Annotated in this window: 18 protein-coding genes; 4 read left to right on the top strand and 14 right to left on the bottom strand. The window is 38.1% G+C overall.

The genetic code is table 11. The features are described 5' to 3' along the window. Positions 1–77: 77 nt before the first annotated feature. The 4 genes from COD92_RS02985 to COD92_RS02970 form a co-directional block, all read right to left on the bottom strand. Positions 78–1,481, bottom strand: coding sequence for an amino acid permease (locus COD92_RS02985; RefSeq protein ID WP_098532269.1), 1,404 nt, complete (start codon positions 1,479–1,481; stop codon positions 78–80). A gap of 60 nt (positions 1,482–1,541) precedes the next feature. Further along, positions 1,542–2,519, bottom strand: coding sequence for an L-threonine 3-dehydrogenase (locus COD92_RS02980; protein ID WP_098532270.1), 978 nt, complete (start codon positions 2,517–2,519; stop codon positions 1,542–1,544). Between the two features lie 110 nt (positions 2,520–2,629). Next, on the bottom strand, positions 2,630–3,820 hold the full coding sequence (locus COD92_RS02975; RefSeq protein ID WP_098532271.1) for a glycine C-acetyltransferase: 1,191 nt from the start codon (positions 3,818–3,820) through the stop codon (positions 2,630–2,632). 203 nt (positions 3,821–4,023) lie between these two features. After that, on the bottom strand, positions 4,024–6,351 hold the full coding sequence (locus COD92_RS02970; RefSeq protein WP_176550387.1) for a helix-turn-helix domain-containing protein: 2,328 nt from the start codon (positions 6,349–6,351) through the stop codon (positions 4,024–4,026). Between the two features lie 765 nt (positions 6,352–7,116). On the opposite strand from COD92_RS02970, the gene COD92_RS02965 reads away from it, so the two are divergent. Further along, positions 7,117–9,045 carry an outer membrane protein assembly factor BamB family protein gene (locus tag COD92_RS02965; RefSeq protein WP_176541341.1) on the top strand — a complete coding sequence of 643 codons (1,929 nt, stop codon included), beginning with the start codon at positions 7,117–7,119 and terminating at the stop codon, positions 9,043–9,045. Between the two features lie 99 nt (positions 9,046–9,144). Beyond that, positions 9,145–9,612 carry a hypothetical protein gene (locus COD92_RS02960; RefSeq protein WP_098532274.1) on the top strand — a complete coding sequence of 156 codons (468 nt, stop codon included), beginning with the start codon at positions 9,145–9,147 and terminating at the stop codon, positions 9,610–9,612. Positions 9,613–10,261: 649 nt separating this feature from the next. Here COD92_RS02960 and COD92_RS02955 read toward each other — a convergent pair. Continuing rightward, positions 10,262–10,684 carry a MerR family transcriptional regulator gene (locus COD92_RS02955; RefSeq protein ID WP_098532275.1) on the bottom strand — a complete coding sequence of 141 codons (423 nt, stop codon included), beginning with the start codon at positions 10,682–10,684 and terminating at the stop codon, positions 10,262–10,264. Between the two features lie 238 nt (positions 10,685–10,922). Between COD92_RS02955 and COD92_RS02950 the strand changes: the two genes are divergently transcribed. Beyond that, a complete protein-coding gene (locus COD92_RS02950) occupies positions 10,923–12,044 on the top strand; it encodes an NADH-dependent flavin oxidoreductase (RefSeq protein ID WP_098995888.1) in 1,122 nt (373 codons plus the stop codon). A gap of 133 nt (positions 12,045–12,177) precedes the next feature. On the opposite strand, the gene COD92_RS02945 is transcribed toward COD92_RS02950, so the two are convergent. After that, positions 12,178–12,441 (bottom strand): CPCC family cysteine-rich protein, encoded by a 264-nt coding sequence (locus tag COD92_RS02945; protein ID WP_098995887.1) that lies wholly within the window; start codon positions 12,439–12,441, stop codon positions 12,178–12,180. Positions 12,442–12,678: 237 nt separating this feature from the next. Here COD92_RS02945 and COD92_RS02940 point away from each other — a divergent pair, with 237 nt between their 5' ends. Further along, complete coding sequence (locus tag COD92_RS02940; RefSeq protein WP_098529566.1) at positions 12,679–12,954, top strand: hypothetical protein; 276 nt, start codon at positions 12,679–12,681, stop codon at positions 12,952–12,954. A 495-nt stretch (positions 12,955–13,449) separates the two neighbouring features. Here the strand turns inward: COD92_RS02940 and COD92_RS02935 are convergent, their stop codons facing one another. From COD92_RS02935 to COD92_RS02900, 8 genes are all read right to left on the bottom strand, one after another. Further along, positions 13,450–14,733: an SLC13 family permease gene (locus tag COD92_RS02935; protein WP_098529564.1), complete on the bottom strand. Its 1,284-nt coding sequence runs from the start codon at positions 14,731–14,733 to the stop codon at positions 13,450–13,452. A 102-nt stretch (positions 14,734–14,835) separates the two neighbouring features. Further along, entirely contained in the window at positions 14,836–16,002 is a 1,167-nt protein-coding gene (locus COD92_RS02930; protein ID WP_098995886.1) for a sialidase family protein, read from the bottom strand. 30 nt (positions 16,003–16,032) lie between these two features. Next, a complete protein-coding gene (locus COD92_RS02925; RefSeq protein WP_098995885.1) occupies positions 16,033–16,473 on the bottom strand; it encodes a NanQ anomerase/TabA/YiaL family protein in 441 nt (146 codons plus the stop codon). Positions 16,474–16,490: 17 nt separating this feature from the next. Further along, positions 16,491–17,519 (bottom strand): 4-hydroxythreonine-4-phosphate dehydrogenase PdxA, encoded by a 1,029-nt coding sequence (gene pdxA, locus COD92_RS02920; protein ID WP_098529558.1) that lies wholly within the window; start codon positions 17,517–17,519, stop codon positions 16,491–16,493. Between the two features lie 13 nt (positions 17,520–17,532). Next, on the bottom strand, positions 17,533–18,432 hold the full coding sequence (dapA, locus tag COD92_RS02915) for a 4-hydroxy-tetrahydrodipicolinate synthase (protein WP_098529556.1): 900 nt from the start codon (positions 18,430–18,432) through the stop codon (positions 17,533–17,535). Between the two features lie 11 nt (positions 18,433–18,443). Further along, positions 18,444–19,601 carry an iron-containing alcohol dehydrogenase gene (locus COD92_RS02910; RefSeq protein WP_098529554.1) on the bottom strand — a complete coding sequence of 386 codons (1,158 nt, stop codon included), beginning with the start codon at positions 19,599–19,601 and terminating at the stop codon, positions 18,444–18,446. After that, positions 19,585–20,817: a four-carbon acid sugar kinase family protein gene (locus COD92_RS02905; protein WP_176541158.1), complete on the bottom strand. Its 1,233-nt coding sequence runs from the start codon at positions 20,815–20,817 to the stop codon at positions 19,585–19,587. Before COD92_RS02905 ends, COD92_RS02910 begins: the two co-directional genes overlap by 17 nt. A 305-nt stretch (positions 20,818–21,122) precedes the next feature. Continuing rightward, entirely contained in the window at positions 21,123–21,812 is a 690-nt protein-coding gene (locus COD92_RS02900) for a TerC family protein (RefSeq protein WP_098529550.1), read from the bottom strand. Between the last annotated feature and the right edge of the window lie 151 nt (positions 21,813–21,963).

Below are 21,963 nucleotides of genomic sequence, written 5' to 3'. Positions count from 1 at the left end.
ACTCCCTCAAAAAAGACGGTCCCCATGCATGAAGCATTAGAACCGTCCCCCCTGTTTCATCCTTTGTTTTCTTTATATTATACTGCTTTCGTTTTTGTGCCTTTTTCGTTTTCGGCCTCGTCTAACGGTACGCGTTTTTCCATTTTTAACAGATAGAAAATGGCTGTCATAATGGCAAGGAATCCAATTCCCGCGATTAACGGGATGCGCGTGCTTGGATTGATCGCCATACCGACAAGGACGACCAGTAAAAATACAATGGTAGCGTAGTTGCTGTACGGTGTAAGAGGCATTTTAAATGGATGTTTTTCCATTGCACCAGCGTTTACTTTTCTAAATTTGATTTCACTGATGAGCAGTACAAACCATGGAATCATTCCTGGAAGTACACTCGCACTGTAAACATACACAAAGATGGATGGCGGTGCAACATAGCTTAACACAACACCAATAGCCAAACCTATTAAAACCGTTATGGTTGAATAAACAGGAACTTTATTTTCCGATAATTTGGCAAAAATCTTTGGTGCCTGTCCATTTTTCGCCAATGCGTAAAGCATTCGTGTGGCGCTGAAGATGCCGCTGTTACAGCCGCTCATTGCTGCCGTAATGACGACAAAGTTGATAATACCAGCTGCAGCCGTTATTCCAATTTTAGCAAAAACCGATACGAATGGGCTGCCAACTTGATTGAGCTGGTTCCAAGGATAAACGGTTACAATTACAAAGATAGCACCAATATAGAAAATTAAAATACGCCAAACGGTGGTTTTCACAGCATGTGTAATTGTTTTTTGCGGATTTTCTGCCTCTCCAGCCGTCATCCCTATTAGTTCCACCCCTTGATAAGCACCGATAACGATGGAAAGAGCAAAGAAGAAACCTTTAAATCCCCCAGTGAAAAAGCCGCCATTTTTCCAGATGTTTGAAAATCCAATTGCATGGCCGCCATTTCCGAACCCAAAGAGAATAATGCCAATACCAGCAATAATCATGAAGACAATCGTTAACACTTTAATTAATGAGAACCAGAATTCAAATTCACCAAAGTTTTTAACCGAAATCATGTTGGCAACGCCCAGAATCACCATCGCGACCACCCCAGGGACCCATGTTGGCAGATGTGGGAACCAATAATGCATATACGCACCAACCGCAATGATTTCCGACATGCCGACAGTGATCCATTGGAACCAATAGCTCCAAGCTGTCAAATAGCCAGCCAAAGGATGGATATATTTATTGCCGAGGTCAGCAAATGAACCGGTGGTTGGTTCCAAATAAAGCATTTCCCCCATCGAGCGCATGATGAAAAATAAGAAGAGGCCGGCAACTGCATAGGCAATCATAACCGATGGACCCGTCCATTTAATTGTACTGGTCGAACCCATAAATAAACCAACCCCGATCGTACCACCCAAAGCAATCATTTGAATATGACGCGACTTAAGCCCACGCTTTAATTCCTGGTTTTTTGACATAAACTTCCCTCTTTCCCCTTGTATTTTTTAAACCCTTTCTTCTTGATGTTATTCTTTCCTTTAAACCAATATAGGTTCCCCAATTGGAATGTCCAATTTTTTGGCTAAGTTTTCGAGCATTGATTTTGTCATACGGTCTAAATCGTACCGCGGATTAAATTCCCATTCCTCTTTGGCAGCGGTCGCATCAATGGAGTTTGGCCAAGAGTCGGCAATCTGCTGCCGGACTGGATCCACTTGATAATCCATCGTAAATTCCGGTATAAATTTCCTGATGGAAGCAGCAATTTCTTCAGGTTCAAAGCTCATCGCTGTAATATTAAAGGCATTTCGATGTTTTAATCTCGATGAATCCGCTTCCATTAGTTTGATAATCGAATCAATCGCATCTGGAATATACATCATATCCATGTAAGTGCCTTGCGCAATATAGGACGTATATTTTTTGTTCTTTAATGCTTCATAGTAGATATCAACCGCATAGTCTGTCGTTCCTCCGCCCGGTAGTGTATTGTAGGAAATCAATCCAGGGAAGCGGACGCCTCGGGTATCGACGCCAAATTTTGCAAAATAATAGTCACATAGCAATTCGGCGCTGACTTTGGTGACACCGTACATCGTGTTTGGCCGTTGGATTGTATCCTGGGGCGTATTGTCTTTTGGCGTAGATAGACCAAAAGCGCCAATCGAGCTTGGTGTAAAGAACTGTGCATTGGAATTCCGCGCCACCTCGAGTGCATTTACCAATCCGCCCATATTTAAATTCCAGGCTAGCAGCGGTTTTTTCTCGGCTGTGGCCGATAGCAGCGCTGCCAAATGGATAATCGTATCAATGTGATAGTCATTGACCAACTTCTGCATTTTCTCTCCATCCAGCACATCCAATGTATCAAATAAACCATTTTCCACCACTGGGTTCCCATCAACATGGCGGATATCAGTGGCAAGGACATTTTTCTCTCCGTAAAGTTCCCTAAGTCTCAACGTTAACTCTGAACCGATTTGACCTAAGCTTCCAGTCACAAGAATTTTTTTCACCGTAAACAACCTCCTGAGTATTTCCCTTATATAATGAACACATGGTATCAAGTTGTAACAGGGAGGGTCCTATTCCGGAAACGGGGCCCTCCCCTGTTTATCTTCTAAACTTAGATGACGCCCAGCTCTTTTCCAACTTTTCCATATACAGCAAGCACTTGGTCCAGCATTTCTTTTGTATGGGCTGCAGTCGGCATATTGCGCACCCTGCCTGTTCCCTTCGGCACTGTCGGGAAGGTGATGGCTTTGGCGTAAACTCCCTCTTCCATTAGACGGCGGGAAAATTGCTGCGTTAATGTTTCTTCTCCGATAATACATGGCGTAATCGGTGTTTCTGAGTGGCCAATATCAAACCCTAAGTTTTTCAAGCCTTCTTTTAAATAGCGGCCATTTTCCCATAGCTGATCGACTCTCTCCGTTGATTCCGTCATGATGTTAATAGCTTCAATGCAGGCAGCAGCAGCTCCTGGTGTAAGCGATGTTGAAAATAAAAATGGACGGGCGCGCACTTTTAACCAATCAATCAATTGCTGGGTACCGGCCACATAGCCGCCCACGACACCAATGGCCTTGGAAAGCGTTCCAATTTGAAAATCAATTTGATCGGAAAGTCCAAAATGTTTAACCGTGCCGGCCCCATTGCCCATAACGCCTGATCCATGTGCGTCATCAACATATGTAAGCAAGCCATATTCTTCGGCGATTTCCACGATTTCCGGAAGCTTTCCCACATCCCCATCCATTGAAAAAACACCATCGGTAATATACATAATTTTTTCATAAGCGCCGCTTTCGACTGCTTCTTTTGCAACCCGCCTTAAATCATCCATGTCCTGATGCTTGACCCGAAGGATTTTTGCTCCGGACAAACGGCAGCCATCAATAATCGAGGCGTGATTCAATTCATCGGAAATAATCGCGTCCTTCTTCGTCATGACTGCCGAGATTGCGCCCATATTGCAATTAAATCCTGACTGGAACGCAATCGCCGCTTCCGTATGCTTAAATTCGGCAATCCTTTTTTCCAATTCATTATGAATGGTCATCGTTCCGTTGATTGTCCGAACGGCACCAGCACCCACACCATACTGTTTTGTGGCTTCGTTCGCCTTTTGGATTAATCTTTCATTGTTTGCTAATCCAAGGTAATTGTTGGACGACATATTGATGACTTCTTTGCCATTGATTGTCACGATTGGGCCATTAGGTCCCTCTACTGTATCAATGACGTTATATAGCCCTTTCTCATGCAGCTCTTGCAGCTGGGGAGTTAATATCTCTTCTAAAACTTTTCTTGACATCGTATAAACCTCCATCGATTAACTTTTCAGTGAAAATTTCTTTCTATTCTCGATTAAGAAGAGTTAAATTGAAAACGTTTTCATGTACCTAGTTTATATCGTTTTTTGTCGATTTACATTCCCATCTTTGTTGTATGTATCACCCATATTTGCCCTCCTTCACATTTTCGTCACATTCAACCACAAAAAAAGACCATTAAGTTTTAACTTAATGGCTTAATTTCAAAGAGATGAAAAGCGTTAAAGGTCAGGGTGGATTGTAAATAAAGCTCTGCTTCCACTTTTTCCTCATAAATTTGCAGATCAGGGCGGGTTCCCTGCTTGATAAAAGAAATGACCTCCTGGTCGTAAATATCCTGATGCTGCAAATTTATCCAGTTAATATAAAATTCGCCGTTATTTTGATCAAGAATGTGCTTGCGAATTTGGTAACGTCCAGGCGGCAGACCCGAAATCACGACTTTCTTTTCCTTTGTGATGGATTGCAAAAAGAAGCTCTCGACCGAATAAGAAGGATTGATATAGGAGGGGTTATAAACGGCCAATTGATAGCCGCTTTCCCCCATTGCCATGACAAAATCCTCACCTTCAGCTAAAATCCTTAGGACCATTTTTTCCATCAGTTGGAAATTAAAATAAGCAGGGCGTTTAATTTGATAATAATAAAGAAGGGCAATTCCATTCATGGCAATATGGTCTTGATCCAGATTATTTCTTTCCAGCGAGTGGGTATCAATCCAAAACCCCAAACCGGAAAGTTCCTTCATCGCATCCAGCATTTCTTTAAAAATAAGGGCTGAACGGAAAAAGGTGCCGCTTAAATCCATCGTATTTCCATATAGCGTATTCCAATCCGTAAGAAAAATCGGAATCTCCTCCAAACCCGCAGACGATAAGCATTCCTTTAATCTGCTGCAAGCTTTCTTTACATAATTTTTTACTCCTTCAAAAGTAAGATTATCCATATCGGTAAAATCCACTTCTTCATTCGGATTGCAGGTGAAGCAGACCAGCTCGCAACGATCGGAAATTTGGTTTAAAAAGTCATCAGCAGGACCGGGTATAGCATTTCCTAAAGAAAACGGCACATGAAGACCCACTTTTGAGGCAGAAGCCCACTTTTTAACAGTTTGATAAAAATCTTGATAAAAGCTCTTTGCTGTTTCACCCCATTCCGAGAAAACCAATTCAAACCGCCATTTGCCTACAAAGGCACTGCCAAAATAACTAAGACTGTGCTGTAAGAATTCATCAAGCTTTTTAAGATATTCAGAGCTGCTTTCCACTTCCTTTTCAACTTCTACGCGAATGAAAGGAACCAACCCTAATTGCTGAAAGCGGGTGAACAAGGCATCCATCTGATAAAATTGCCCCCCGATTTGATAGAGGGGCGTTGTCATCGCAAAGCTGTCCGAAAAAAGGTTCGTAAAATAGATATAGTCAAATCCAAGTTCCTCTTGAATTAACTTTAAGTCTGCCTGCACCTCTTCATGCAAAGCATATTCCAGCTGCCCAATCACCAGTACCTTTAACGCTTTTTCTTTGATAAAAATGGGCTCCTGCGGCAGGCCCACATATATGGCTGAAGCAGCCGGTTCCATCAGCGTAGTGCTCTTCTCATTTCCTGAAATATATTTGCTGATTTCCATTAAAAAATTAGGCGATTGCAGTAAAGTATATTGTTCCGTTTCATGTTTCATTTCCTCGACATCCATCGGTTCCACTTTATGAAGGCTGCGATATTCAGTAGGCGTTTGCTGGTACATTTCTTTAAAAGCCTTATTAAACGCCTTCACATTGGGAAAACCATTATTCAGCGAGATCTGAAGAATGTTATGGTCGGTATACAGGAGCTCATGAACCGCTGATTTCAAACGGACATTTTTGACATATTGGGAGAAACTAACCCCAACTTCCTGCTTGAAATAACGCGATAAATAATAAAGAGACAAATATTGCTGCTTGGCGATTTCCTCCAATGATATCGGTTTGCGATAGTTTCTTTCGATAAAAGCCAGGAGCTCTCTAATTCTTTCATCCTTCATTTCGGTGAATTGATGACTCCCGAGGTGTGTTGTTTTAAAATTTCGAATCAACAGTGTAACTAACTGAAAAATCAGTCCGTTAATCTCGATCTCACTTCCATCCTGCTTTTGATAATAGGCAATCAAAATTTTCGCCATTAGTTGGCGAATTTGATCAAAAAGCAGATACAGCCCGTTACCCTCTTTGGATGAATTGCAGTTAAAATAGCACTCATGAATATTCGGATAATGCGGCTCGATTAGATCCAAGGGGATTTGTAACGATAAGACCACATTCTCCTTATTCCCCTTAATAGAGCGTATATCATTGGCATTAATAAGCAGAAGATCATTTTCGGCTAATTGGAAGGAATGTTGATTGACCGTAACCTCAATTTCTCCCCTTATAACAAGAAGAATCTCAATTCCTAAACGGATATGGTGTGAGTAATATTCAATGTTTTGTATACTTATTTGATAAGAATCATCTTTTATTGGCCGGTTCATGAACATTCACCTCAGGACTGGATTAAAAATGTGCGATGCACTAGCAAAGAACCTGGAATTAAAATTGATTCCATGACTTTTAAATACACGCCTAGTGTGTATAAACTTGGAACTCAACTTAATGCAGGTGACTTGGGATACACCAAATTTGAACTATTGGAATATAAGCATAATGATGGAAAAGCATTCTAAATAGTAAATCAAAGGAGAGAAAACTGCAACTTTGTAAGTAGTTTAATGCATTGTTTGCCTTCCTCACTCTATCTCACATGGGATTTTAGCGCGGGTGAATTACTATCAATTGAAAAAAGGCATGGGTAATACAGGAGGACCTTTATCTCTATATTATTCATTAGTATCATTTCACATTTATTATGGGTGATTCCAAGTGGAATTTAATTTTTCAAAAGAAGGAAGGATGTTTATGAAGTGATAGGATCGTTTTACAGAAGAGATTGTGAATAAACATCGGAGGACAAAAATAGGACAATTTCAAAAGTTATAATAAAGCCCAACTCAATTGAGATGGGCTTTAGAACTGACCTTCATGGTGAGGCGGGTTGCCATCGCCGTAAAACAAGAAAACCCAATTCCAACAAAATAAAGAAGTAGATTTTTCATTACTTGTATAATTTAGGGATTTTGTAGGGACCATATCCTTGTTCTTATTAAAATTAGATCCTCTAAAGGAGGGAACAAACTGGTACATTTCATGATCAGTGATTCAATACATATTAAGATTTCATAATGTCAGGAGGAATTTTCGTGAGGCGTTACTTAAATGCAACAGGTTCGTTTTTTTTGGCCTGTATGGTCCTTGTTGGCTGTCAAACGAATAATAAGCAGAACAATGCAAATAACAAGGAAGAAACCAAGGAATCCAACCAGGCAAATCAAGTAAAGGAGACAGGATTCCCAAATTGGGGTTATGACCTTCAACATACCCGACATGTGCCCTATAAAAAGATTACAAAAGATAATGTAAAAAAATTGGGGATTGTCTGGCAGCAGGATATCTTAGAATGGAATCAGGATGTTCCTAATTTACAAGAGGATTTCCCTGTCGTGCAAAACGGGGTCATGTATGTGACGAGTGCAAAAAATCATGTATTTGCAATTGATGCCGCAAGCGGAAAGAAAATTTGGGCATGGACACCTCCTAAGGAAGTACTTGACCATCTTGAAAGTTTGCCATGGCAGTCCAACGTGGCAAGCAGAGGTGTCGCGGTGGCCAATGGAAAGGTATATGTCTTGATGATTGACAATAGGCTGGCCAAACTTGATGCCAAAACCGGAAAACTGGAAAAAATGGTCAACTTCTGGGATCATGTTCCCTCCATTAAATTAGAAAACCGCTACTATGAATCTTCGGCTCCCATGTATTATGACGGCAACATTTACGTTGGAAGCAGCGGCGGTGATAATGGCACTCGAGGCTTCGTTTGGGCATTTAAGGCTGATAGCCTCGAACCGCTCTGGAAAGAACCATTTTGGACCGTTCCTGAAAGAGGAACAGGCTGGGCGAAGGGGAAATACACGGGCGGAGGCTCCGTATGGACACCAATGTCGTTCGACCCAGATACCGATATAATGTATTTTGCAGTTGGGAATCCAGCCCCTGACTTTTATGATGCAGATCGGAAAGGAAAAAATCCATATACGGATTCCATCGTTGCTTTGGACAGTAAGACAGGAAAATTTAAGTGGGCATCATCTGAAGTTGACCACGATGTATGGGACTATGACGCCGCTGCGACACCAATGGTTCTCAATGCCAACGTCGGCGGGAAAAAGCAGAAGGTTGTGGTGGAAGGCGGAAAGAATGGGAAATGGTATGCATGGGATGCCAAAACTGGAAAAACCATTTATGATGGTGTACCGTTTGTCAAAATTGAAAATTCAACACCACCAAGCGATCAGAGTAAAGTTAAACTTCAATGGCCGGGTACGCCAGGTGGAGAAAGCTATGCCCCAGAGACGTATGATCCCGACACCAACTATGTGCTGATTCCAGGTATTAATAACCCGAATTTAATGTTAGCAGCAAAAGATCGGAAAGAGATTGCAAAAGATAACAATACCTTCCCTGGTACAAAGATCCTTCCTTTACCAGCAGATGTTGATACTTCTGGTACCATTACAGCAATTGACATGAATACAGGGAAAAAAGTTTATCAACGCAATACCGATGATCCGATGTATGGAGGATTCACAAGTACCGCTTCCGGTCTTGCTTTTTACGGGGAATTGGACGGAACGGTGAATGCTCTCGATATTAAAGAAGGAAAAGTATTATGGGGCATGAAAAGTGGAGGAAAACAAATTAAAATGGCCCCTTCCATTTATATGGTTGACGGCAAACAATATATTGGCGTGATTACTGGTGGAACGAGGGTTGTGGTTTATGGACTCGGCGGTAAGGAAAAGATCGCTGCCCCTAATAAAAATGCTAAATTACAAGGGCAAGCCGACGTCGTTATCGACCCGGAAAAGGTTTACAAAAAAAGTTGTGTTTCTTGTCACGGAGATAATCTTCAGGGCGCAACAGCTCCAGATCTTCAACACATCGGTAAATCGATGACCAAAGAACAAATATTGAATCAAATCTTAAACGGCGGCGACCGCATGCCGGCGGGCCTCGCTAAAGGTGCAGAAGCTGAAGCACTAGCAGAATGGCTGTCCAAAAAGAAATGATGTGTTTTCTTGAAGCAGTTCGAGTCCGATCACTTCTTTCGGACTCAGATTGTTTCAAAGTGGAGCAACCTATAAACGAAAAATAAGGATGGTGGTAAAATGAGAAACCTAACGAAATATACCGTGCGATTCAGGGCTATCGCCTTCTTCCTTTGCTTGCTCATTGGCTTTGCCTCCCCTGCTTTGACCAGTGCCGAATCCCTAAATCAGGGCTTAGGCTCAGCTGAAGATAACGGAATCAAGCTAACACTCAATGGTTATTCCATCGTAAACCATGGTCATACCATTAGGCTGAATTATACAATATATTCCAATTCGAATATTCAAGTAGATCCGTATGCCAAAAGCCTTATGGCAAGTCCGCATATTTGGATTGAACACACGTTAGTTCGTGAAAATTCTGATACGTTTAAAAAAGTAGGTAACAACTTATATAAAGGAACGATAGAAGCACAACTACATCAATACAGACCTGAAAATCCTCATATGACATTTAAAACTCATGGGATATTGAATCAAAAGGGCCAATGGACCATTCGATTTATCCTTAATAATGCTGATTACTAAAATATGTGTGTTGAAACCCTTAAAGTATCCCGTATCATCCCTTAAAATGGTACGGGATTTGATTTTTAATTAAGAACAAGACAACATTGATCAAACAGATCAAAAATTTGATTCATGCGGAAAGCGACAAACATTGAGGTGCTCGGAAGGCCTTAATTAAGGAGGAAAAAATCGACTTTATTTATGATGAATATCTAAAGGGCTTATAAGGCCCTCTTTCCAATAGACTCAAGTAAAAAAGGCTTCTCCCAAACTTTGGGAAGAAGCCACTAAACGTTGTTATTTCGGGATTTCTGGTGGGAGATTACATCATGCCGCCCATTCATTAGGGCATAAAATTAAATTAAATGGATTCATAAAGTCATTGATATTATAGGGATTTTAACTTTAACTTAAAATAATTTAAAACAATAGCAAAAAATACTATGAGCAAAATTATGAGCATTTTTATATACCAAACCTGTGTTAAAAAAGCCTTCCTCCAATATAGGAGAAAGGCTTTTTGGAATTCTTTATATTTACTCTTTTTAGAAGTATTATTCGAACAAACCTAACTTTCCTAATCGAATTAACATGGTTGTTAGTCATTATTGACGTCATAAAATACAAATGTCTTGTTCAACTAAAGCTACCCGTTAGCGTAAGTACATTACTTCACAATCTTAATCTCCAGACCGTGACATTTAAAGTTATGGTTAGGATTTTTCGTAACCTCTTCTTTCTGAAGTTCATACATGGCAATTTTATAGTTAATTTCTTCTAAGTGTTTTATACTTTCGTCAATTTTCTTCTGCACTTCCAATTTATGTTGCTTTAACATTTCTTCTCTATGCAAAAAGGTAGAATTCCCTTGTTCGTAAAGTTCCTTATATTCCTTAATTTTCGAAAGTGGCATTCCTGTCTCTCTAAGACAACGAATAAAAGAAATCCAATCTATAAGTTGTTCGTTATAAACTCTTCTACCTTTTTCATCACGAGATACATCTTGCAGTAACCCTTGCTCTTCATAAAATCTAAGTGTCTTTGCCGTTATATTTAAGTTCTCCACTACATATTTCATTGGATACAACATTCCCTTGTCCTCCTTTGTTACAGTTACTGTAACTAAAAGAATATCATAAGGAAGAATATTATATCAATAATCTTGGTGTATAATCATTTTAATCATTTACGCTTGACTTACCCTTACGTCAACTAATTATACTAAAATAGACTTCTAATGGAGAGTTGTGATGGCTCATGATGATAACAATAATGCAGTAAGATAAACTTTCATCTTTAGAAGAATTTAGGATAGAGAGGTTATTGAAATGAATCAAAAATACAGTAAGTTATTTGAATCTTTCACATTCAGAAGCGGAATAACCATTAAGAACAGAATCGTTATGGCACCTATGACAACTTGGTCAAGTAATGACGACCTTACCATTTCTGATGAAGAGGTAAAATATTACAAACAAAGAGTAAATGGAGTAGGACTCGTCATTACAGGTTGTACTCATGTTTCACCTAATGGGCAAGGTTTTACGAATGAATTTGCTGGGTACAACGATGAATTTATTCCAAGTTTACGAAAATTAGTTGATGCAGCCAAAAGTGGAGGTTCCCCTGCTGTATTGCAAATCTTTCATGCAGGCGATAAAGCCTTGCCAGGATTGGATACAGTCAGTGCAAGTGCATATCAAACAGAGGCTACTCCTTTTGGTCCAAGTGTAGAAACAAGAGAGCTATCACATGAGGAAATCCTTTCGACTATACGTGCTTTTGGCGAAACAACGAGAAGAGCGATTGAAGCTGGATTTGATGGCGTCGAAATTCATGCGGCTCATGGATTTTTAATTCAAAACTTCTGGTCTCCAGCAACCAATAAACGAACAGACCAATGGGGGGGAACACTTGAGAATCGACTGCGTTTTCCATTGGCAATTATTAAAGAAATCAAAAAGGTAATTGAAACACATGCTACCAAACCATTCATTTTAGGATACCGATTTTCTCCTGAAGAATCCTCCAAAGTGGACGGATTGCGGATGAAAGACACATATGAATTAATTGATTTCCTTATTGAACAAAATTTAGATTATATACATGCTTCATTAGATAATGTGCCTTCAAAGCCAGTTGATAGTCAAGATGAAAAAACACGGCTTGAATTAATTATTGAAAGAGCAAACGGTAAGGTACCTGTGTTGGCTGCTGGTTCCATGATAACACCAGATGATGCACTTATAGCTATGGAATTAGGTTTACCGCTTGTAGCTATTGGGCATGCGTTAATTATGAATCCTGACTGGGTTGAAAAGGTCACAAATGGACTTGAAGCCGAGGTCGCTTCTGAGTTGGACGTATCGAAACTTGACCAGCTTAATATTCCAGAAAAACTATGGAAAGTAATTCAACTATCGACAGGCTGGTTTAATATTAGTAAATAAAAAAGTAGTCCTACGGGCTACTTTTTTATTCATATTGCACTAACCTGCACCTTTAGTTAAATAACGATAAGCAAAAAGGACTGCCGAAACAGTCCATTTGTTGTGAAACTAACGCCCCCGTTACTTTAATAAGCTATAACGGGTTCCAATCAGGGTCTTTAACATCATTTTCATTTGGTTTTCTTACAAACTCAATACACCTTTCTTCACAAGTCCCAAATAGGATATAGTTCTTCTGTGCTTGCCTTAAAGAAGGAATATTTGCACCACCGCCATAATCAGGGTCATCGTATTGAACTCCATCGTCTTCCCAAAAGCAGATACTACATATGTCATATGTTCCAGGGGGTTCTTCATCTAATGTTTTATACCCACAGCAAGGACAAGTGTATTTCATATAATCACCCCAATAATAGCATACCTCTTATTCAACTCTTCTGCCCAGTTAGTTTAAGTGAAAATATTCACAATCTCTTGATTTAAAATCCCTTTTCATTTCGATTCATAATATTTGAACGAATAGCCTTGAAGGCTATAAAGCAGGCTTAAGCCTCGTATTGTTTAAGCAAATGCTCTAGCACTACCTTTTTCCATTCATTCCATCTTAATTTACTTATTTTTTGCAGGGAATTGTATGCAACATATAGAATTAATCATGAACATTATGATTGTAAAGGAGAAGGGTGATAAAATGGCTGGTAATAAACTTTGGTCTCTGCAAGAAGATGAATTAATCGATAATACCATTATTAATCTTCCTCATCGAACAGACATCGAAATTTCGGCAATTTTGTTTGGGCATCCTTTGTTAAAAAAGAGAACCTCATCTGGGTTACTTCAGCACGTAGAGCAACGACACAGTAAACTAAAGAAAACTAAAGCCAAAAATAAAACCAAAAAAGTGATATAGAATATAGGTATTTTTGTATGTTCATCCGAAGTTTAGTTACATGTTCAAATAAAAAAGCCCTCACACATGTTGAGGGCCCAGTGTTTATTCATATTCCTTTACTATCCGGTAAAATGTACTCCTAGGCACCAGAACGTTGATTTTATAGGGAGCATGTAACCATCCCGAAAGGTGTACTTTTACGAATGGAGGTACTACAGAAAAATACTGGTAATTTATAACATCCATTTTTTCTCTTCCTGAGAGCGTTACCAAAATTGTACAACAGAAAAATACTGGTAATTTATAACACCCATTTTTTCTCTTCCTGAGAGCGAACGTTATGATCGGACTTATTATTGCAATCATCATATTTAATATCATTGCCTTTAAAACAAATAAGAACCTAACAGCCAACCACAAATTATACATATTTGGCTATTTACAATAACATTACAGCAGACTTTTGATGTTTTTGTGGATTTAAAATTTCATGGTTATCCTTCTATCACTTTATCAGTTTACAGGGAAAATAAGAATAGCACCTACACACAGTGCAATAATACGGATCAGGTACATAGGTACTGAGAACAACCAGAACTGTGGAAGCTTATATTTACCCATACCTAAAATCATAGCAGGCATACCATCGATTGGCATGTACCCGCCGTTCCATCCAGATACTACAACTGCAACTGCGGCAGCAACAGGATTAAGTCCCAAACTAAGGCTGGTTGCAATAGCGATTGGCGCAAAGATGAATACAGAACCCATATTTGAACCAGTAAAAGTAGCACAGGTACTAGTTAGAAGTGCGAAGATCAAGATAAGAATGAATGGACTGATATTAGTACCCAATGAATGCGCCACAACCTTTCCAATCATAGCTGTAAATCCAGAGTTAGCCAGAGCGTCAGCAACGCCGATAACACCAGCCATCATAAGGATTACAGGTGCACCCATATTATCACGAACTTCCTTGAAATCAAGTACGTTGATTATTAGTAGAAATGCTCCTGCAAGGCCAGGGATTACATAGGAAGCATTGCCCAATACGTTCATAAGCATCATACCAACAACACTGAGGGCAAATAAAGCGATGGTGCAGTATTCTTTCCATGCAGGCATAGCCACAATCTCAGCCGTAGCTGCCACCTCATCAAATGCAGAAGCTTCCGAAATTGGATGATCCGGTAGAAGACGATAAGCAACCAAACTCCATACTAAGAAACCAAGAGCCAGGATGAAATTCACTACAGCAAATTTCGTCATAGAAAGCCCGTCGTGATAACCTGCCGTTTCCAGTACGCTGACAGTAACACCATAGAAGAGTGCTACATTGAAAGGAATCAAAGGGTGGTTAGTAGCAAACCCCAAAGGCATCATCAGTTTAGACGTAGGCATTTTTTTATTGTAAGGGATAGTAGATATCAAGGATAAAATCAGTACATAGTAACCAGTGGCACCGGCACCTGGTAAACTGGCACCAAGCATAACTACCACGAGCAAAAGAGCATAGCTCTTATAACCGCCCTTATTTACCAAAGCAAGCATTGAGGACTGGACCTTACCAATCAAGCTAGTCTTCATTAGTCCCGCCATAACAACCATAAAGCCAGCGATCATGATAACACTTGGGTTCACGAAGCCTGCGAATGCCTCCTGAACAGTGGACAGACCGGTGACTACCAGCAGAAGGCAGGCCAGGATTGGTGGTGCGCCGAAGGCCATCTTGTCTGACATAATCAATCCAATCATCAGGATCAAGATACCAAGGGCAAGAATCATGTGCAATGTCATTTCTTATTTCTCCTCTCTTAATAACCAAGTTAACTGGATATTTTTTTAACTTGGGTTTTATCCCAAAGCCTATCAAACTATAATTATGTGATAACTTAAGATCTAACTTATTTCTCCAGATGTAGGATTGTAAACCCCTTCATTTTCGCGTTTTTCACCATAAATATCTTCAACTGAAAAACTATTATATTTTACACATATTCTATTCTTATATGCGTATACTAAATGTAAGCGTCCTTCCGCATCTTGATAAATAGTAGGATATTCAAATTGTGAATTATTCGTTTTATTCTCTGCTCCAATGAAACCTTCTGCGTGTTCAATAATTCGACCGATTGGCCAAGTAATTCCGCCATCTTCAGACACTGAAACCACTACTGGATTTCGTAATCCAGGCCATGCTACTTTACCTTTTTCTGGATTATTGGCAGCGTTCGCATTATAAGCAATAGCAATTGCATCGTTATCCAGTTTGATTGCACTTATACTCGCATTATTATTTGGTAAGATTGTTGGCTCAGGCACTGTCCAAGAATCTCCAAAATCTTTTGACTCACTTCTATAAATATAATCCGCAAATCTACTTCTCATAAATGCTACTAAATGACCATCTTCTAATTCGATAACATTGGCATGTACTCGTCCATTACTATCAGGCATGCGTACTTCTTTCCATGTTAGTCCTTCATCATCTGATACTTGAAATACGGTAGGATCGTTTGTAAGACCTAATTCTGAATCTTCACATACCCACGTGCTAAATATCCATCTTCCATTACTTAATACTTGAATAGCTTGTCGAACAAATGTACCAGGCTGGCTAAATAATACTTCCGGTTCTGTCCAATTTTCACCATTGTCATATGTTTTCTGATATTTAATAATTGACGTAAACTGCATATTATCTTTACCTGGTTGTCGCCCTTCCTGGGAAGTATAGATTAACCATATTGATTTATCAGGTGCTTGGAAGAATGATGGGTTTTGCTCACTACGCGTATCATCCTGCGAGACAATTTTCGGTTCATCCCACTCTTCGGTTTCATGATTAAATTTTGATAATACAATGGAAATATCCGGACTACCTTCAAATGAACCTGCAAACCATGCACATAATAAATCTCCATCTTCTAACTTAATAATAGTTGGTGCATGTGCGGTTGAAAAAGGACCAGATGGAATTAAAGAAAAATCAATATTTGTATAATCATCATGAACTAATTTACCGTTTGGAATCGACCTGTTAATGACTAATTTATTGTTACTCATACTAATCACCTAATCACCCTATCTTTCTCATTAAATTTCTATCTTAATTACCGCTTTCTTATATTTCGTCGCTTGATTTATATGTTTTAACGCTTTATGCCCATCGTGAGGCAGACAAATATAGGCCATACCTTTATTGATTTTCATGATTTCTTTCGGACTACCGTTTAATCGAACTACATCCTTTTCCGCATTATATTCTACATCTACTACTAATTGATTAATGGGGGTCCAGGCTACGTATTCCGATCCGTCCAAAACAATTTGAATATCCATATATTTTTTATGTGCTTCAAAGGTTCCTTCATCTATAGGATTCGTAGTTCCTTCCTGAAAGAACAAATAACCACCATCAAAATCAAATCGCTTATTATAATCTATTTCGACTTCGTTTAATTTCTCTAAACCGTCGGCAAATTTTGGATTTAATGATCTATATTCATCTAAATTTTCTATTAAAACTATTATCACACAATTCACTTCGTTTCTTAATTAGCATTATTTGCTAGCTGTACCGCGTAATCAATTGCATTTTCAAGACTAAGTTCACTCGCAGTCATCTTACCTGCTTGGTCGAATGCTGTTCCATGATCAACTGAGGTTCGGATAATTGGTAATCCCAATGTAATATTTACTCCAGAAACCTCTTTCCATTTATTTTCTTCTTTATCAAATACAAACCCTAAAAGTTTTAATGGGATATGTCCTTGGTCATGGTACATTACCACAACGATATCATACATTCCACCACGTGCTTTTGAGAAAACAGTATCTGCAGGTAAAGGTCCGAATACATTAATCCCTTCACTTTTAGCTACTTCAATAGCAGGGATGATTTCATCAATTTCTTCCGTACCAAACAATCCGTTTTCTCCACAATGTGGATTTAATCCCGCCACAGCAATCCTTGGATTTTCGATACCCAAGTTTAAACAAGCATGATGGGCAATGTTTATTACATCTAATACTCTCTCTTTTTTAACTAAATCGCAGGCTTGTCTTAAAGAAACATGCGTTGAAACGTGAACCACCCTTAAATCACCATCAGCTAACATCATAGAAAATTTATTCGTATTTGTAAGCTGTCCATAAATTTCAGTATGACCTGCAAAGTGATGTCCTGCTAAGTTTAACGCTTCTTTATTTAATGGATTCGTAACGGTGGCATCTACTTTCCCTTCAAGGGCTAATTGAATGACTTTTTCCACATATAAATATGCCGCATTTCCAGCCTCTTTAGATACCTCACCAATTTGTAATTCATTCGCATCTACAGAAGCTAAGTCAATAACATCCATTGTTCCCCATTCGTACAATCCTTCTTCCGGTGAAGTAATGGCATTTACTTTTAAATTAATCTCTGGGAATTTCTCTAAATAGCTCTCGACAATACTTTTATCTCCAATTAGTAATGGGTTACATTTTTCATATAAGCCTTTCTTTTGAAAAGCTTTGATTGAAATCTCAGGTCCGATACCTGCAGGATCACCCATTGTTATACCGATAATTTTTTTCATAATGTCCTCCTAACTACTTCATTCCTAATTCAATATTTTCATTTAATACTGATTTTAATGCTGTAATTCCTTCATCAGACACTTGATTAAATGGTGCGCGGCACTTCCCTACCGGATAGCCTAGTAGTTCAACAGCCGTTTTTACCACAGTATTTGGATTCGCAAACTTAAAACAATCTCTGAAACTTCTGATAGAATCTTGATATTTACGAGCTTCTTCAATATGACCATTAATAAATTGATCGTATATTTGTGCCATAGTAAACGGATAAACATTAGAACATCCTGCAATTCCGCCAGTTCCCCCAGCAAGTAACGTCCACAATATTAATGAATCATTACCTGATAGCACAGAAAAATCTTCTCTATTTCTTGTTCTTTCAATATATTGAAGGATATTATCAAAGTTTCCACTGCTATCTTTGACACCAACAATATTGTCAATGTGACTTAGTTTTTCAACAGTCGCAGGTTGAATAGAATTACCCGTTCTAGCTGGAATATTGTATAAAACAATTGGCATATCAACCGCTTCAGCAACTGTTTTAAAATGATGATAAATCTCTTCTTGAGTGGCTGTTGCAAAATAGGGTGTAATGATTGATAAGTAGTCTACACCAACACGCTTTGCTTCTAGAGACAAGCGAATGGTATCTTGTGTTCCAACTAATCCTGTGGATGCATAAACTGGAACCCTCCCTGCTACTGTATCAACTACTGTTTCCATGATTTTCACTTTTTCTTCTTCACTTAAAATATAACCTTCTCCATTCGTACCAAACGTGAAAATACCATGAACACCATTCTCAATGACTCTGTTCACCTGATTTACGAGTTCTTCATAGTTAACTTTTTCATTGTCATACATAGGTGTAACAATTGGTGAAATAATTCCTTGTAATTTGTTTTGCACACTATTCACTCCTACATAATTTCTAGATAAATTTTACGAGCATCTTCTGGTGTTACTTCTCTCCTATTATTCACAAGTAATCTTTGAACTTCCATTCCAGCCTCGACTAAGCCTTCAAGATCTTCCTCCGGCACATTGAAAGTTTTTAAGCTAGTTGGAATTTCAAGTGTTTTCACAATATTTTCTATTAAATCAATGATATATTTTGACTTTTCATTTACAGTTAATTCTTCACTTTTCCCCTTTACCACTCGATCATAGGCTTTAGCTAAGAGATCTTTAATAACTGGCTCATTAAACTTCATAACTGGCGTTAATAGAATTGCATTAGAAACACCATGAGCAATGTGATATTTTCCACCTAAAGGATAAGACAAGGCATGAACAGCAGTAGTCCCTGAAGATGTAATCGCTACCCCAGCATAAAAAGAACCTAATAACATTTTACGCTTCGCTTCAAGTGCATCTGGATTTGTGCAACCTTCAATAATGTTATTCATAATTAAATCTAATGCCTCTAGTGCAAAGGTATCACTGATTGGGTTAGCTTTTTTTGAAGTAAAACATTCGATAGCATGTGCTAAAGCATCAATACCTGTTGCTGCTGCAATAGGTTTAGGTAAATTTTTTATCATGTTGCTATCTAAAATAACATGGTCAGCAATTAATTCACCATTTACAATACCAACTTTTAAATTCTTTTCAGGTACACCTACAATGCTATTGGGTGTTGCTTCAGATCCTGTACCAGCTGTGGTAGGAATCATTAATGTTGTCACTTGTTTTTTAGCTACTAACGGATCCTCTAGTAAATCTTTTACAGTATAATCATCAGTAGATAACACGGATGCTAATTTAGCGATATCCATAACACTTCCACCACCAACTCCAATGATAAAATCAGAGTTCAGTGCTTTAAAATGTTCTACAACCTCTTGAGCTTCAATGTAAGATGGCTCTGTTGGTATATCAGATAAGATTTCGTAATCGATATTATTCTTTTCTATAATACTGATAACTTCGTCTAGCAATCCAACTTTAAGTATGCCTTTATCTGTAAATATCGTGATTTTTGTCACACCATCTTTGATAATGGTATGGAGGTTTTGCATGGCATCTGAACCTGCAAATACATTTGTCGGCATTTTTAAATTATATTGATTTAACATAATGAGCATCCCCTTTGTCCTTAATCAATGCATTTAATTTAATAAATAGATCTTCTTCACCAAATCCGCCAGATTTAGTAATGACATAATGTTTTTCATCCTTAAAATCAATATTTCCAAGAACAATTCCGGGGAATAATTCTTTCAGAGGTTTAATTTCAGTAATCCCCAATACTCTCATCGATTGATATAATGTATCTCCACCTGTAAATAATATCGTTCTTTTCATACCATTTGACATAAGATTCTTTACTAGGTATCCAAGTGACTGTCCTATCCTAAATCTTAGTTCATTTCCTTGATCAGGCAGTTGATAAACTTGATCGATCGATACATTCCCAAATGTTTCAAACATGAAAGGTTGTTCAATTTTTAAAAATTGATGGATATTTTCTTGCCCTTTTTCTGTATCCCAATATTGTTTATCCCAAAGTTGCTCCAACGTTAGTGATATTCTTTCATAACCATTCACTTCCGCAAATACAACCTGCTTTTTTGTTACGGGATTCACACTTCCACTTACAATCAATAATGGAAGTTTCATCTCGTTTTGAGTGGTATCCCTTTTTTTATAGATTATATTTGCTAATGCTTTAGCAAACCCAGCGCATCCCACCGTTATCTTTAATGCATCATTTATTAATAGCTCATTCCCTTGAGATAACATCTCCTCATCAGAGTGACTTTCTATTAACAAAATTCTTTCTTCTCTTGGAGGAATTTCATATTTTTTTGTAATATAAGTTTTTAAATCTGCTTCTTTAAGTAGAAGAGATGGGATATGGCTTTCCGTTACTGGTTCGTACGGATCTTGTCCAAAAACGCTTTCATTTACTGGAATTGAATCAATAAGTAATATTCCTTCACAACTAAAGCGATTTTGTTCTGGATACGCCGGAATAAAAGGAATGGATACATCCTCGAAAACATCACTCAAAGCTCTTAACTCAGAAGCAACATTTCCTCTTAATGCTGAATCAACTTTTTTAAATATATATGGAATATTTTCTTCTTTCGCTTTTACGGCGATTTTCTTGATAACTTCATAGGCGTCACATTTATTCAAGTATCTTGTTTCAGTATTGAAGACAAGTACTTCTAATTGATCTGTAGTTTCACCAAATTCAAAGTCTAAATCAGAGGTCACTACAGTATTAACACCATAATTAGAGAATTGGACTCCAGTATCAAGTGCTCCCGTAAAATCATCAGCCATTATAAGTACCCTTATCATTTGCTCACCACCTACTTTATAAATGAATTATAGGTTAATATTCTACCTAAAAAAATATGATAATTATAATTATTGTTTCATTTTGGAACTTTTCTAACGAAAACGTTACCATATTTCAAAGATTCGCGTTAAACTGTTTAAATAAGAAACACACAAAGGGAATATGCATGCAAAATATAACAAAAATACTTTACTTATAGTACCCTGTTAATAAGGGAGCAAAGTTCGCTTAAAAAATTGAGTAATAAAAAAGGGAAAGAGTAAAATTTCACTCTTTCCCTCAATAATTATGCGGCTTGTCTATCTTTAACTTTTCTTGCATTCTTTTGGTTTTTAACATAACCTGCTAAAAGTAACATGATTGTTACGAGAGCCAGAATTGCATAGGACCTAGCCCCATGTGGAAGATCAACCAAACGATTTAAACTTTTATCTTTTAAAATCATTTCTCCAGCTGTCCAAGTAAGAATACCAGCCCCAATATAGATAATGATAGGATATTTATCCATCAAGTAAACAAGAAATTTAGAACCAATTATCATTAGTGGAATACTTATGGCAATCCCAGCAATTAATAGACCCATATGACCACCAGCAGCCCCGGCAACAGCAACAACATTGTCCAAACTCATTGTTAAATCGGCAACTGCAATAGTAACAACTGCTTTCCAAATAGAGTTATAACTCTTTATGTGAGTATCTTCCTCTTTACCTTGGTCCAGTACTCCCCACGCGATATATGCCAGCAATAAACCAGCAACAGCATGAATGTATGGTATCCCCATAATCATCAGAACAACCGTAGCAAGGATAATACGGAAAATAACAGCAAATGCCGTACCACAGAAGATAGCTTTATTTTGTAAATTTTTAGGTAATGATCTTGTTGCCATGGCAATTACTACTGCATTATCACCTGATAGAATGATATCAATCATGATGATTTTTAATATTGTTACAATTACTTCTGTCTCCATTTATTAAAAACCTCTTTTCTGCTCAGTAATTATTGTCAGCTTGTCCTAATTTTTTCGATGTTCGTTCTAGTTGCCCAAAATTTTATAAAAGAATAAAACAAAAAACACATACTAGTTAGGCAATAAATGACGATTGTATTGGTTAATAATA

It is taken from the genome of Bacillus sp. AFS037270, from assembly GCF_002585305.1.
Note: the sequence above shows the minus strand (reverse complement) of the source record. Positions and strands in the feature narration are given on the sequence as shown.

What these genes read in the sequence shown, in the direction of transcription:
- COD92_RS02970 (WP_176550387.1), bottom strand. Translation starts at nt 6,351, where the DNA reads ATGAACCGGCCAATAAAAGATGATTCTTATCAAATAAGTATACAAAAC.
- COD92_RS02905 (WP_176541158.1), bottom strand. Translation starts at nt 20,817, where the DNA reads ATGGCTGATGATTTTACGGGAGCACTTGATACTGGAGTCCAATTCTCT.
- COD92_RS02975 (WP_098532271.1), bottom strand. Translation starts at nt 3,820, where the DNA reads ATGTCAAGAAAAGTTTTAGAAGAGATATTAACTCCCCAGCTGCAAGAG.
- COD92_RS02985 (WP_098532269.1), bottom strand. Translation starts at nt 1,481, where the DNA reads ATGTCAAAAAACCAGGAATTAAAGCGTGGGCTTAAGTCGCGTCATATT.
- COD92_RS02930 (WP_098995886.1), bottom strand. Translation starts at nt 16,002, where the DNA reads ATGAGTAACAATAAATTAGTCATTAACAGGTCGATTCCAAACGGTAAA.
- COD92_RS02935 (WP_098529564.1), bottom strand. Translation starts at nt 14,733, where the DNA reads ATGACATTGCACATGATTCTTGCCCTTGGTATCTTGATCCTGATGATT.
- pdxA (WP_098529558.1), bottom strand. Translation starts at nt 17,519, where the DNA reads ATGAAAAAAATTATCGGTATAACAATGGGTGATCCTGCAGGTATCGGA.
- COD92_RS02940 (WP_098529566.1), top strand. Translation starts at nt 12,679, where the DNA reads ATGCAACATATAGAATTAATCATGAACATTATGATTGTAAAGGAGAAG.
- COD92_RS02950 (WP_098995888.1), top strand. Translation starts at nt 10,923, where the DNA reads ATGAATCAAAAATACAGTAAGTTATTTGAATCTTTCACATTCAGAAGC.
- COD92_RS02955 (WP_098532275.1), bottom strand. Translation starts at nt 10,684, where the DNA reads ATGTTGTATCCAATGAAATATGTAGTGGAGAACTTAAATATAACGGCA.
- COD92_RS02945 (WP_098995887.1), bottom strand. Translation starts at nt 12,441, where the DNA reads ATGAAATACACTTGTCCTTGCTGTGGGTATAAAACATTAGATGAAGAA.
- COD92_RS02960 (WP_098532274.1), top strand. Translation starts at nt 9,145, where the DNA reads ATGAGAAACCTAACGAAATATACCGTGCGATTCAGGGCTATCGCCTTC.
- COD92_RS02900 (WP_098529550.1), bottom strand. Translation starts at nt 21,812, where the DNA reads ATGGAGACAGAAGTAATTGTAACAATATTAAAAATCATCATGATTGAT.
- COD92_RS02910 (WP_098529554.1), bottom strand. Translation starts at nt 19,601, where the DNA reads ATGTTAAATCAATATAATTTAAAAATGCCGACAAATGTATTTGCAGGT.